The organism is Ectothiorhodospiraceae bacterium BW-2, from assembly GCA_008375315.1.
GTDB lineage: Bacteria > Pseudomonadota > Gammaproteobacteria > Thiohalomonadales > Thiohalomonadaceae > BW-2.
In genome coordinates, this window is record CP032507.1 from 163460 (window position 1) to 177581 (window position 14122).

The 14122-nt window shown below is 45.4% G+C and carries 14 protein-coding genes; 12 read left to right on the forward strand and 2 right to left on the reverse strand.

The annotated features are described in order from the left end of the window. Positions 1–103: 103 nt before the first annotated feature. The 7 genes from D5085_00650 (at position 104) to D5085_00680 (ending at position 6104) form a co-directional block, all read left to right on the forward strand. On the forward strand, positions 104–1723 hold the full coding sequence (locus D5085_00650; GenBank protein ID QEP41783.1) for a hypothetical protein: 1620 nt from the start codon (positions 104–106) through the stop codon (positions 1721–1723). Between the two features lie 142 nt (positions 1724–1865). After that, entirely contained in the window at positions 1866–2405 is a 540-nt protein-coding gene (locus tag D5085_00655; GenBank protein QEP41784.1) for a DUF4277 domain-containing protein, read from the forward strand. Further along, a complete protein-coding gene (locus D5085_00660; GenBank protein ID QEP41785.1) occupies positions 2314–2757 on the forward strand; it encodes a hypothetical protein in 444 nt (147 codons plus the stop codon). The genes D5085_00655 and D5085_00660 overlap by 92 nt, the downstream gene beginning before the upstream one ends. Then, positions 2754–3803 (forward strand): IS3 family transposase, encoded by a 1050-nt coding sequence (locus D5085_00665; GenBank protein ID QEP41786.1) that lies wholly within the window; start codon positions 2754–2756, stop codon positions 3801–3803. The genes D5085_00660 and D5085_00665 overlap by 4 nt, the downstream gene beginning before the upstream one ends. Before the next feature lie 345 nt (positions 3804–4148). After that, positions 4149–4955 (forward strand): hypothetical protein, encoded by an 807-nt coding sequence (locus D5085_00670; GenBank protein QEP41787.1) that lies wholly within the window; start codon positions 4149–4151, stop codon positions 4953–4955. Positions 4956–5162: 207 nt separating this feature from the next. Then, positions 5163–5882, forward strand: coding sequence for a hypothetical protein (locus D5085_00675; GenBank protein ID QEP41788.1), 720 nt, complete (start codon positions 5163–5165; stop codon positions 5880–5882). Positions 5883–5891: 9 nt separating this feature from the next. Then, positions 5892–6104: a hypothetical protein gene (locus tag D5085_00680; protein ID QEP41789.1), complete on the forward strand. Its 213-nt coding sequence runs from the start codon at positions 5892–5894 to the stop codon at positions 6102–6104. 523 nt (positions 6105–6627) lie between these two features. Here the strand turns inward: D5085_00680 and D5085_00685 are convergent. Beyond that, positions 6628–8253: an IS1634 family transposase gene (locus D5085_00685; protein ID QEP41790.1), complete on the reverse strand. Its 1626-nt coding sequence runs from the start codon at positions 8251–8253 to the stop codon at positions 6628–6630. Between the two features lie 1007 nt (positions 8254–9260). Next, positions 9261–10973, reverse strand: a complete 1713-nt coding sequence (locus D5085_00690; protein ID QEP41791.1) for a hypothetical protein — start codon at positions 10971–10973, stop codon at positions 9261–9263. Positions 10974–11178: 205 nt separating this feature from the next. On the opposite strand from D5085_00690, the gene D5085_00695 reads away from it, so the two are divergent. From D5085_00695 to D5085_00715, 5 genes are all read left to right on the forward strand, one after another. Next, on the forward strand, positions 11179–11394 hold the full coding sequence (locus D5085_00695) for a type II toxin-antitoxin system VapB family antitoxin (protein QEP41792.1): 216 nt from the start codon (positions 11179–11181) through the stop codon (positions 11392–11394). A gap of 4 nt (positions 11395–11398) precedes the next feature. Then, positions 11399–11827, forward strand: a complete 429-nt coding sequence (locus tag D5085_00700; GenBank protein QEP41793.1) for a PIN domain nuclease — start codon at positions 11399–11401, stop codon at positions 11825–11827. A gap of 76 nt (positions 11828–11903) precedes the next feature. Then, positions 11904–12260, forward strand: a complete 357-nt coding sequence (locus tag D5085_00705) for a PEGA domain-containing protein (GenBank protein QEP41794.1) — start codon at positions 11904–11906, stop codon at positions 12258–12260. 35 nt (positions 12261–12295) lie between these two features. Continuing rightward, a complete protein-coding gene (locus D5085_00710) occupies positions 12296–12739 on the forward strand; it encodes a hypothetical protein (GenBank protein QEP41795.1) in 444 nt (147 codons plus the stop codon). Then, positions 12736–13785: an IS3 family transposase gene (locus D5085_00715; GenBank protein ID QEP41796.1), complete on the forward strand. Its 1050-nt coding sequence runs from the start codon at positions 12736–12738 to the stop codon at positions 13783–13785. The genes D5085_00710 and D5085_00715 overlap by 4 nt, the downstream gene beginning before the upstream one ends. Positions 13786–14122 lie beyond the last annotated feature (337 nt).

A 14122-nucleotide genomic window follows, 5' to 3' on the forward strand; every position in this document is an offset into this window, starting at 1 on the left:
ATGTAAGTGTGAGACTATAATTTTATGTCTTTATATGAAGAAATTTTTAACTCCGAAGTATATAGATTGATTTCGTCAAAATTTTTTCACAAAGGGTTTGGTAATGAATTTAGAGCAGGTAATTGAAGCAATTAAATCTACATATGATGGGCATCAAAGTTTAAGCGAAATTGTAGATGATTTGAGTGGCGGTAATTATATTAATCACTGGGCAGAAAGACTTTGTGATGACGAATTTAATAAAAATAATGAATTGGCAAAAGAATTGTTTGTTATTTTTGTTGATACATGTGAAAGTGTTAGGGAGCTAAATAATGTTGCTTTTCAAATATCTCGTGAAGATGTATTAAATGACCATGAATGGGCTAGAGATTTGTATCGAAAAGCTATTGAGATGGCTTCAGATAATGTCTCTGAATTACGATTAATTGCAGATAATATTATTTGTGACGACTCTTTAAATGATAAACAATGGGCAAGAAAAATTTATAAAAAAATAGAAGGGAATTTATGTGATTTATCTGAGTTTAATGAGTTAATTGATTCTATTGGTAATAACTTAAATGACAGAAAATGGAGTCTTGAATTAATAAATAAAGCAAAAGATTCTTTGTTATCTGCTGAGGATCGATTTGAGTTTGCGGGGTATAGCTCGACTATAATTGAACTCGCTAAACTTATTGCAGATATTAATTTTGGAAATGATAAAGAATCTGCAAAAGACCTATTTGAAATATTAAAAGATTATGAAGGGGTTACATGTCTTCTTGATGCTGCGAGAGAAGTTAAAGAAATCTATGAAGATGAATCGGATTACGTCGCAACCTTTATGAATGAATGCCTCAAGAAGTCTTTAGAGTATATGGATGATGGATATTATTGTGATGTCTATTATTTCATTAAAGATGATATGGAAGATGAAGACCGTGCCCAAGAATTTATGGAAGAATATGAAGATGAAATGAGAAACGATTATGAGAATTATGGTGGTTGTGGTGAATTATTTGAAGATAATGAAAATGATATTGATTTAGATGATATTGATTTTGATAACTATGATGATGAAAGAAATGCAATTAGAATTGGTTTAAAATTTCTATATTCTGATTTAGAAGAGCTATTGGAGGAGGAAGAAGAATTTGATTCGGCTAAAGAAATTGCTCAAGAGAAAATTTCGGAATTTATAGATACTTTTAACGATAAGGTTTCAGGTAATATGGAAGATAATATATATTATATGTCTTCATATAGCGATGAGTCAGTTGAATTAGATAATATATCAGGAATCAGCATAGAGAAATTCGATGTTGAATTTGATAATCTATCTATATATATTGTCCTTGCAAAAAAAATTCCAAGGGATATTCTAGATCGTATAGCATTAGATATGGTTGAGTATGATTTTACCCTTGAGGCGCTTAATGATGATGGTGATTTGGTATATCAGAATTATTCTCAAGGTGAATATGATAGTGGTTACTATATGGCTAGTGATGATGAGGATGCGTTTGTTAATCAAAATTTAGATAAATATGAATTTGCGAAAGAAAGATTAAATGTTGAAGGGTCTTGTTCATCTCTTCGTCAGCTCCCCTCCACCCCTTTCCCGCTGGGAGAGGCGGAGAGGGAAGGCGAGGGAATCATGCCTCATGAAGGTGACGAGACGATGAACAAGACCATGTTGCCGACATTCCGCATACATTTCCAAGATTTGGCAATTTAATAAAATTTTGATTTTAAATAAAGAATAATATTAAGCAAAATTCATGCCTGTATTTGATGTTCTGCATACAAAATTTTCACTTGAGTATTTAGCCAACGCCCAGATTTGGTGAATTTTAATATAGCATCAGGTGTAGAATTGTATGTCAGTCCATGTAGAAACAGGTACCCCATTACATCCCAACCATTACGAAACCAAAACCCTAGACCATTTGGGTCTAGTATCCGCCATGATTGATGAATTAGGGTTGGTTGAGCAAATAGATGCCCTACTACCTAAAGATGAAGAGAAACAAACTATTTCCCACGGACAGGCTGTTAAAGCAATGATTTTGAACGGATTAGGGTTTGCTCATCGCGCACTCTATCTCACGCCTCTTTTTTTTCGGGATAAACCTGTCGATAGATTAATCGGAGAAGGAGTTACTGCTGATCAAATTAATGACGATGCTCTGGGGCGAGCCTTAGACGCTGTATATAACTATGGCATTGACTCACTCTATGGACAATTAGCTGTTAAAAGCGTTCATACACTCGGCTTAACGGGAGGCCCTGAGTGTCAAGATACCCTGAGACCACCCCTGATGAGAAATGAATGTAGAATCAGGGGGGCAACAGAGGAGATACACGATGCCCAAAGATACTACCGTTTTACCCTCCAACGAGGTTACCGACCCCGATGAAGAGAAGCGCTCCTACCGCAAATTTAGTGAGGAAGAGAAGCTTCGGATCCTAGCAGAAGCAGAGCAGTGCAAGGAGCCGGGTCAGCTAGGCGAGCTGCTGCGCAAAGAGCAGATCTACAGCTCCCATCTGACCAAATGGCGCCGACAACTGCAAGCACAGGGGCAGGCTGGCCTGAAAGGGAAACAGAGTGGTCGCAAACCGAGCCTAGACAAGCGAGATAAGGAGATAGAGCGTTTAAAGAAGGAAATTCAGCGTCTTAGCCAACGGTTACAGCAGACCGAAGGGGTGATTGCGCTCCAAAAAAAAGCCTTCAGCTTATTGGAGCAGATGAACACAGAGATAAGCTTATGAGATTAGTTGAAAAAGAGTGCCCCAGTTCGGTGAGCATAAGAGCCGCTTGCGATAGCCTAGCGCTCTCGCGTGCAGGCTACTACCGCCGACAGGCTCCGGTTGTCTCCCCCCGAGCGAGCCTTCCAAGACCCGTCGCAGCCAATGCGCTGAGTGAGGCAGAGAGGCAAGCCGTTCTGGGGCTTTTGAACAGCGAACGATTCTATGACCAACCTCCGGCAGAGATCTATGCTAGCCTGCTGGATGAAGGGAAATATTACTGTTCAATCAGTACGATGTATCGGATCCTTCGTGCTAATCAACAGACGGGAGAGCGGCGAGCTCAAAAACCGGCCAAATCACACGCTATCCCCCGATTACGGGCGACCCGCCCGAATGAGGTTTGGACATGGGATATCACTAAGCTTCCCACCACAGAGCAGGGTAACTTCTTGAATCTCTATGTGGTGATGGATCTCTACAGCCGTTTTATTGTGGCTTGGATGGTCTCAAGGAAGGAGAATAGTGAGCTCTCCAAGCTGTTAATCAGTGACGCAGCGGCTCGCTATCGGGTCGCGCTCAGTGGCTTAACACTGCATCAGGATAGAGGTGTGCCGATGACCGCCAGAGGCTATCTCGACTTGATGGCCGAACTGGGGATCACCTGCTCCCACAGCCGTCCACGAGTCAGTAACGACAATCCGTTTAGCGAGAGTCAATTTAAAACACTCAAGCAACAACCCGATTATCCTCAACGATTGACAGGAGTTGACCATGCCAGAATATGGTTTAGTGACTATGTTGACTGGTACTGTTTCCACCACCACCATCGAGGGATTGCGTGGTTCACTCCAGAGCAGGTATTTACCGGTCGTTACAAGGAGGTTAGCGAGCAGCGTGAACAGGCGCTGAAGCAGGCCTATCAGCAGCATCCGAAACGCTTTATTCATGGTGAGCCCAAGGTTAAGCAACCCCCTACTGAGGTATGGATTAACCCCGCTCTACCGGAGGAGGGGGTGGGGTCGCTGGAGGTCAACTATCCAACCCTGAATAGAGCGAAGGAGAGATGAGTGACGGTGCCGCTAGTGGGTCTATCGTCGATGGCTTTAGCCGGTTGTGGTGGCTGAATGACAGAGCGTTATCCATAGCCCGCCCCCCGGAGACCCCCTTATTATCGTAGGGGGGCGGGCTGTGGGTAACGCGGTGCAGGAGGGAGGTTCCTAGATTAGGGGTTGCAGTTCGCCTTGCAGCTCCCCCTTGCTGAAGGGCTTGGCTCTTGCGGCAAAGGGCCATGAGGGTCATGTTCGCTCCTTGTTGCGTCATGACTCAACATAGGCGAAATTTGCCGGTGAGGGCAGTGGCAATCACCGGCTAGATTTAGAGCTTTATTTTTTTAACAACTGGTCTCAAATTGCTTGACAGCTTCCGTCTCCATTGCCACAGAGTGGCTGGAAAACCCCGAAGAGGGCAACTATGACAAACAGGATTGTGAGCGTAAGGCATTCAAACGCCTAGCAAAAAAGTTGAAATCGGCGTTTCCGCGTCTACCCATCTGTCTGGTTGCCGATGGACTCTATCCTTATCAGGGATTCTTCGAAATTTGCTCAGAGTATGGTTGGGGCTGGATAGTCACCTTCAAGGATGGCAATCTGCCATCTGTTTGGGAAGAGGTTAAATCCTTGTGCCAGTTAACATCCGGCAATCAACGAAAAATCATTCTACGGCAACAGGATAATGTCATTGAGCAAAACTATACATGGATTAACGATATTGACTATCATGGCGTGAAACTACACTGGCTGGAATGCATAGAGACAACCACCGACAAAGAGGGGCAGATAATTGAAAATCGGTTCGTTCACATTAGCTCCTATCCCATCAACTGGAATACGGCACCGGAATTGAGCCGTACCGGACGCTTACGCTGGAAAATAGAGAACGAAGGCTTTAATACCCAAAAAAATCATGGATATGCATTAGAGCACAAATTTTCACGGGTGAGTTATCTGGCGACCAAGAATTACTACCAGTGCTTGCAAATAGCTCACATCATCAATCAGTTACTGGTATTTAGCAAGACATTTCAAAGTGTTATGCAGGGGAAGATGACCTTAAAGCGCATCTGGGGAAAGATGATTGCCGTTATGACTGAACGAAAACTGTCGGTAACGAAATTAGCCCAACTCACCGGGCGCCCCTGCCAGATTCGACTCATCAATTAAAAGACGATGGAGATCCCCGCTCCGAAATTCGGGATAACCCTCATTACACACTGGAGACAAGCTCACTCAACACCGCTGTACAATTTGAAATAGTTGACTTTTCAACAAGGAAATGTTGAGAAGAGGGGGGGTATTGTCGCCAAGAAAGCAAGGCTATGTAGTGATGCTGGTTTGGCGGTGACTCTGAATTGCTGTGCGGAATGTCGGATGTTGAATAAAAATTCAGAATATGCTGTTCAATTCACAGCACATGAATTAAAAATAATTTTTATGCAAGATTTGGATTATTATAAAAATAATCCAAATCTAAATTTTAAAGTCCGACCTGGATATGGTTATAATAAATTTTATTTAGATTGGGTTGATGGCTCATATGATATGAGCCTCCAGGCTTTAATACATTTTATAATGTTTGAGAGAAATCTCTTCAAAAGAATAGTTTCTAAAGAGACGTATAGAAAGCTTTCTCCATTTATGAAAAAAAATCCAGAAGGATTGTTTGATTTTTATGATCATGATGTGCAAGATGGTGAATTGGTTGATAAAATTGAATGGTTATTAATAAACTTCATCAGATGCTTATTTAAAGCCAATGGCCTTGAATTTCAAAATGATGATTACAACTCAGACGCACAATTTTCACATATATCATCATGTGCTGTTTTTGAAAATATTATTGTATCTAGGAAATTTTATCAAGACTTTAACGATTATATCAAAACAAATAACTTAAATGATGATGAAATTGAACAACTATCTGTAATATTTAATAATACATCAGACTTGAAGGGGCTTTTGTATTTATCAGAATCTTTATTAAAAAAGTATACTGAATTATCAAAAAAAATAGTTGAAATCAGCATTACAAGAGCAAACAAAAATAGCGAACTAAGCAAAATTGCTTTTTTTTATAAAGAAACATTTTAGAGATGAAGAATGGATGATGAAGGTGCAAGCATTAAAAAATTAGTTAAAAAAGATGGTTATATTTATAAGTACTACAGAAAAGGTAATTTGCTTTCTTCTTGCGATATTATTGGGAATAGAGTTGATATAATTAATAATTTTTCATATCATAAATATGAAGCATTAATAAACACACAAATCGATGTCGATGCTGATACGTATATATATAAAAAAAATATTTAAAGAAAGAAAAAAACTACAAAATTGATACTGTCGAATTAAAAAAAATTGCTATAGCATTGGAACATATTAATAGCTTAGGATTCATTCATGGTGATATAAATAATAAAAATATTATCCATACTGAGGATGGGTATAAAATTATTGACTATGAACCAGACCTTTACCAAATAAAAAATGGCAAGAAACAACTTATGGTTACTTTACCTTATACATCTAAATATGAATATGTTAATAAATTGTGCCTAACAACAACAGACAAATTAGGGTTTTTTTATTACGTAAGAAGATTGAGTGGTAAATTTAATGCAAGAGATATAGTAAGGTTATCAAAAAATTTTGCGCATCCAGATTATATAGGTATGACAGAAATCGAGTTCAATAAACTTAGCTATTTAGAAATATTGACTTTATCATTAGGATGTTAATAAAACACATGGAAAATTTATTTTAGATGAGAATGAAATTAAGCCTGTGAATAGAATAATGGCTGTTTTCATGCTTATTACCGGGACTCCGCACGACATCATCCACTTCCAGAATATAACTTGGAATAGCGCTCACCCAACATGTTTACCAGAGCGATATGATACTCATTCAGATTCAGCACAAGCTCCTGCGTTTCCGCAATAACAAGCAATGTAATACCCGAAAAATATTGGAAAACCCAGCGTGCAGAAGGATTGTTGATGAGTTTACCTTTTTGGTTGGGGAAGGTTTCGTCGCAGGCCGCCAGTCGTTCCCGAATACGATGTTCCAAAGCGGCGTACACCATCAGACTCAGAGTCATGACCATCATCAGCGCCATGATGCGCTTAGGTGACTCAAGGAACAGTGTCGATGCCATAAACATTGGGTCTTTAAGAAAGCGGAAGCCGCGTTCGACTTTTTGCTGGTCTTTGTAGGCCGCAATGAGTTCTTCATGCGGTAAGGCTTGATCGTCGAGCTGATTACTGGCGAGGATAAAACAACTTTTGCGTTGCAAGCGACGGGTGCGTTCTTGAAGATCTACAGCCATCGCACCCTCAATGCGATAATCGAAATAGTCGGGTTGCCGCCCTTGTGCGGGTCGGCCTTTACCCTTAAAGCGCGGGATAGCGTTGATCTCCACCTCACTGAGAGTATTCAGCTTCAGCGTCGTTTCAAATTGAGTCAACGCTTGGCGGGCATCAGCGTCGCAGGCAAAATTTTGCTTGCATAGCTTGGTAAATGCCCTCAACTCAGCCAGACTTTGTTTGCCACACTGTTTATTGATAGTTTTCTGAGCACGCTGGTAGGCTTCTGGTGAAAACACAACGACCCAACGCTGCCTAACCTCGCCATAGTTGACCCCCAGCGCGCGGAAGGCGGGTTGTTCCGGAGTGTGTATCCATTCAGGAGCCGTCATATCGATGATCTCGCGTGCCAAATTCAGCGTTTCCGGTACCCGACTAATCCACAGCAGGTGATTCATCGAACTGAGTGTATCGGCTGTATACAACGCACTGTCGGCAACCAGGTATTCGATACTGAAATCGCTATCCATCTGTTCGGTGAAATCGGTCACCATCTCACGAAAGCTCTCTTTATCGCTATTATTACCATTCAGCGTCTGCATCAGTAATGGGATTCCGGCTTGACGCTCACAAATCAGTTGCAGTACCACCTGGTTCAGGTCGGGGCGGTGATCACGACTGTAGCCTTTGGTGAGCTGAATGACACCCTCTTCCGGCTCTTCATCACTGTTGTACCGACCATCAACATGAAAACTGGTCGAGTCCAGATGTCCAAAACGGCACGACAATCCCAACCTGTGCACCGCTTGTGATGCGAGCTGTGGGTAGAGCACTGAAGGATCGTAGTTCCATATCGCATCCAAAGCGCGCCCCAATACATCGTCATTCAGATGCGCTGATTCAATATTTGGGCCAATGAGGCGTTCCACGGGTTTATTGCTGAAGAACTGCTCTGTCAGATACAGCGCGCGATTGGCAAAGCCCAAACCATTTAAAACCATGGCTTTAACTGCCTGGCCAATCGAGACGACACGTTTTTTCCCGTCTTGAAGTATCAATGCATCGATGAGACTGCCGATCCCCAGCTCATCGTACATGCCTGCAACCAAACCCAGATGATCCAGGTTTTCGCTACGGTAATATTGAGGGGATTCCATTGAACCCGTGCTGATGTGTGATGCCATGTGAGTCTCACCTAACGCTGAAAATAACTAGATCTGGGGAAATAGTTCCTGATGCTCAAGGTGTGCGGAGTGTCGGCTCTAAATACAGTTGGACTCATTTCTTTTCCTGCGCCTAACAAGTTATTAAACAGATCCGTATATCTTCCCAACAGACCCGCATTAGCCTCCCTGAATCCGGCCGAAAACAGCGATTTCCTAACGGGTGATCTTTCCATTTGGCAGGATAAACAGAAAACCGGTTATCTTCCCCGTCGATCAGGTATGGAGTGAGTATATCAAAAATCCATGACAATTCTATCGTCTTACCCATTAGTTTGCGGTTTTTGGGTACAAAAAGACTCTTGATGTGCGGTAATGAGTGATTTAATCTTGCGAAATGGTACCTGTTTTGGTGATTTTCTAACGGGTTATCCTCCTTTTTGTCATGATCACTGACCAGGGCGTGTTTGATGCTGGAGCTAAGAGGTCAAGTCTTGACATGACAGTTATGGGTGCGCTAACACTTCCCCATGACTCGCCAACTTCGACTTGAATTTCCTGGCGCAATTTATTATGTCGCTTCGCCTGGCAACGCGCAAAACGCTTGGAAAGTTTGTTTGCCCATGCGGTTCAAGGCGACAAGGTCTTGCGCGACGCGACCATCAGAAAAGCGTTTGTTTTTAGCGTATGTTTTTGCTCAGTAAAAAAAGGTGGATCGAGATAAATAAGATCAATAGAGCCTTTGTCAATCGACTTCATTTCTAGTGCCTGAGGGTCAGGTCTTGCAATCACGCATTTGGGCATTGCGTTACGGATGCCGGATTGCAAGACCTGACCCCATTTCTGACCCTGGCATGGTTAGTGAACACACGAGGCAAACCAGTGGCGTAAGCCATCTATTATTCACATTTCATCTCCGCAAATCGGCTAAGAGCACGCATTTAATCTATGGTTCCACCAAGAGTGGCTGCTTTCAGTTGCGGGCCTTGTTCATCGTTTCGTCAGGCCGCCATCGCTAGCACAGGCTTAGAGTCCGGTTTTACTCGTTTTTGTGCGGGGCGCCGAGGTAGATCAACCTGGTTAAGCAGGTGTGCAAATAGACTGTCATGCTGTCGCTGAAACAGGCGTTTTGCCGGTGTGTCGTTTCCTGTTGCGTTATGATAGTTGTGTACGATAGTTAGTGCAGAGAGCCTCTCATCGCTGAGTCGGTGCAAAGGGTGATGCCAAAGCGCTAAGTGGCCATTGCGCCCTTCCACGGTAGAGCTGGAACGCTGGAACAGGTCAGCGCACTCATTGGCAACGGCTTCAACTTGTACCCTTTCTTGCTCGGGTAATGACATGATGGGGTGTTCGGATTGGCGTAAGGGTTCGAGCAACGCCTGACTGGTAGCGGCGATCGGTTGGGCTTTTTCTGCGGTGGTCATTCTCTGAGCTACCCGTTGAAGGTAGAGCGCCGGAATAAGCTGATCATGAATAGCATCTGTTATCTCCTCGTTGAGATCGAGCTCCTTCAGTCGGGTATTAATCGTCTCAGTCACAAAGCAAAGCGTCTGTTGCATTGCCGGGAGTAGGCGCTCAGCCTTCTCAATAGAGGCGATCACTTTATCGCCTAAACCATAGCGATAGACTAAAGATTTTAGCCGTTCCATGCGCTGTCGAATTAAGTCGATGCGCTCTTCTGGCGGTAACCCTGTGCCTTTTTGCAAGTCGACTAAATGGTAGTCTGAACTGATGCCGTTGAGCTCATCTTTGGCTTGCTGATAGTCGCGGGCGATTTGCTCGAAAGCGCGTTGTTTTTTATCAAGAACGGCTTGAGCATACTCCAGTCTGGGTTGATGGTTAGCGGGTCTGCCGGGGCCTCTCTGCTCAGTCTGTTGCCTCTCTATCCGGTCTTCCCAAGAGTTGACTCTTGTCTGAGCGCGATTGAGCTCTGCCTGGCATTCGCTATATTTTTGTGAAAAACGCCGAAAAAGTGTTTTGGCTATTTCGTGGAGTAGGTGAAAAAGATCGGGACTGTGATTGGCCTCGTAATGTTTGGCATGGCTGATGAGGCCTTTGGCTTCATCACTGGTCGATTGAATAACCTTCATAGTCAGCTCGTTAATCGACTCATCTACCGCCTTATTCCAGGTATCGGCGCTACGATCTGCTGCATATTGCTCCACAAGGATATAGCCGCTCACCGCTTCCATCGCCACTAAGCAAATGTCAGGATGAAAGGTCTCATCTTCGATCAAACTGATAGGCTTTACCGGCGTTTGGCTGCGGTGGGCAACGGCCTGTTCGCGTTGCTCGGCTCCATAGCTAAGGATTTTCTGTTCAATTGGCTGGGCAACGGCTTGCTGAGCCCCCAGTGAGTTAGCCACAAAAATATCCAGTCCACTGAGCTGAATAATTTGCATCACGCCCCGCAGACCATGCGGTTGATAACTCAGCACAAAGTGAAGTGTAATAATCAATCGATGCAGAAACGCAATTCCATCCGGGTGCTCAAAAAAGTCAGCCACCACCGGTGAGCAAGGCAGCGACTCTTTGCGCTGACGCCAGTGACGCAGTGTGGTGCGAGGAATGTCCAAGTGCTGTGCAATGTCGGCTTCACTCAGCTCCTGAGTCATTTGCTCGTATTGCTCTAACAGTTGGGCAATGTCTATACGGCTACGGCGCGGTTTCTGCTTGGGATTTGCGACCGATTCAGTTACACTTGCTTCTGACATGGCACTTCCTCTTTTGTGGCGATAAATGGTTTTCGTCAACAGATTTTACGCCTCATGAGTGTAGGTGTCATGTCTCTTGTAAAATCGGGCAAGCTGCCGGTTTGTGGCTGTCCCTGACGAAACGATGAACAAGGCCCAGTTGCGGCAGACTCCCATCCGAACTAAAATAATACACATCAAAAGGTGTGTTATACAGGTGAAACCCATGCGAACCAACATTAATCTGGACGACCAACTAGTCAACGAGGCATTTGCCCTAACCAAAATCAAAACCAAAAAAGAGCTGGTCTATCAGGCACTGAAAGAGTTTGTCGAAAATCGTAAACGGCTTAACCTGCAAGAGCTGAAAGGCAGCGGCGGCATTGCCGATGACTACGACTACAAAGCACTACGGGCAGGCATCGAGGTTAGCCTGGGTTAATTTGATGTATCTGGTCGATACCTCAGTCTGGATTGACTACATCAACGGCAGAGCGGGTCAGCATGTTGAACGGCTCGATCAACTGCTCGCCAACCCGCTTGCAGTGGGCATTACCCACCTTATCTACCTTGAGATTCTGCAAGGGGCGAAGGATCAGGCCCATTACGACCGTTTTGAACGCTACCTTTCCGGGCAGCGCTTCTACACCCTGCAAAACGGCGCGGCCAGTTACGCCACCGCCGCAAAACACTACCTGCACTGCCGCCAGCGAGGGATAACTATCCGCTCGACCATCGACACCCTCATTGCTCAATGTGCGATAGAGAACCGGCTGATACTGCTGCACCACGACCGTGACTTTGTGCAGCTGGCCAAAGTGGTGCCCGGGTTGCAGCAACAGAACTACCTGAATGCGGCAGCTATAGCCGAATAGTCGTTATCATGCCGTTGGACACCTTATATTGATTCCCATTTCAACGATTCACTTACATTCACGACGAGGAGAAACCATGCGCCAATACCAACTAACCCTGTTCACTGCGACGCTGCTGATGCTGCTCGCCCTGCCAATGGCAGCACTGGCCGACAAAGGCATTGTCCGCATCACCACCAGTCCCGGCGATGCCAAAATCTATGTTGATGGCAAACGCAAGGGCAGCACACCGAGCCAGGCGGGGCAGAGCTTTGCCATTCAACTCGGCGAGGGCGAATATAAAATTGAAGCGGTAAAGGCGGTCGATGACTACAACGAAAAGTATGGCACCAAAGATATCTTTGTGGCAGAGGATACCGTTCAGGCGATTGACCTCGACTTAAAGAGCCGCTTGACTGAGGCCGGTAAAGTACGCGAAGCCAAGCGCCCCTGAGTGTCAAGATACCCTGAGACCACCCCTGATGAGAAATGAATGTAGAATCAGGGGGGCAACAGAGGAGATACACGATGCCCAAAGATACTACCGTTTTACCCTCCAACGAGGTTACCGACCCCGATGAAGAGAAGCGCTCCTACCGCAAATTTAGTGAGGAAGAGAAGCTTCGGATCCTAGCAGAAGCAGAGCAGTGCAAGGAGCCGGGTCAGCTAGGCGAGCTGCTGCGCAAAGAGCAGATCTACAGCTCCCATCTGACCAAATGGCGCCGACAACTGCAAGCACAGGGGCAGGCTGGCCTGAAAGGGAAACAGAGTGGTCGCAAACCGAGCCTAGACAAGCGAGATAAGGAGATAGAGCGTTTAAAGAAGGAAATTCAGCGTCTTAGCCAACGGTTACAGCAGACCGAAGGGGTGATTGCGCTCCAAAAAAAAGCCTTCAGCTTATTGGAGCAGATGAACACAGAGATAAGCTTATGAGATTAGTTGAAAAAGAGTGCCCCAGTTCGGTGAGCATAAGAGCCGCTTGCGATAGCCTAGCGCTCTCGCGTGCAGGCTACTACCGCCGACAGGCTCCGGTTGTCTCCCCCCGAGCGAGCCTTCCAAGACCCGTCGCAGCCAATGCGCTGAGTGAGGCAGAGAGGCAAGCCGTTCTGGGGCTTTTGAACAGCGAACGATTCTATGACCAACCTCCGGCAGAGATCTATGCTAGCCTGCTGGATGAAGGGAAATATTACTGTTCAATCAGTACGATGTATCGGATCCTTCGTGCTAATCAACAGACGGGAGAGCGGCGAGCTCAAAAACCGGCCAAATCACACGCTATCCCCCGATTACGGGCGACCCGCCCGAATGATGTTTGGACATGGGATATCACTAAGCTTCCCACCACAGAGCAGGGTAACTTCTTGAATCTCTATGTGGTGATGGATCTCTACAGCCGTTTTATTGTGGCTTGGATGGTCTCAAGGAAGGAGAATAGTGAGCTCTCCAAGCTGTTAATCAGTGACGCAGCGGCTCGCTATCGGGTCGCGCTCAGTGGCTTAACACTGCATCAGGATAGAGGTGTGCCGATGACCGCCAGAGGCTATCTCGACTTGATGGCCGAACTGGGGATCACCTGCTCCCACAGCCGTCCACGAGTCAGTAACGACAATCCGTTTAGCGAGAGTCAATTTAAAACACTCAAGCAACAACCCGATTATCCTCAACGATTGACAGGAGTTGACCATGCCAGAATATGGTTTAGTGACTATGTTGACTGGTACTGTTTCCACCACCACCATCGAGGGATTGCGTGGTTCACTCCAGAGCAGGTATTTACCGGTCGTTACAAGGAGGTTAGCGAGCAGCGTGAACAGGCGCTGAAGCAGGCCTATCAGCAGCATCCGAAACGCTTTATTCATGGTGAGCCCAAGGTTAAGCAACCCCCTACTGAGGTATGGATTAACCCCGCTCTACCGGAGGAGGGGGTGGGGTCGCTGGAGGTCAACTATCCAACCCTGAATAGAGCGAAGGAGAGATGAGTGACGGTGCCGCTAGTGGGTCTATCGTCGATGGCTTTAGCCGGTTGTGGTGGCTGAATGACAGAGCGTTATCCATAGCCCGCCCCCCGGAGACCCCCTTATTATCGTAGGGGGGCGGGCTGTGGGTAACGCGGTGCAGGAGGGAGGTTCCTAGATTAGGGGTTGCAGTTCGCCTTGCAGCTCCCCCTTGCTGAAGGGCTTGGCTCTTGCGGCAAAGGGCCATGAGGGTCATGTTCGCTCCTTGTTGCGTCATGACTCAACATAGGCGAAATTTGCCGGTGAGGGCAGTGGCAATCACCGGCTAGATTTAGAGCTTTATTTTTTTAACAACTGGTCT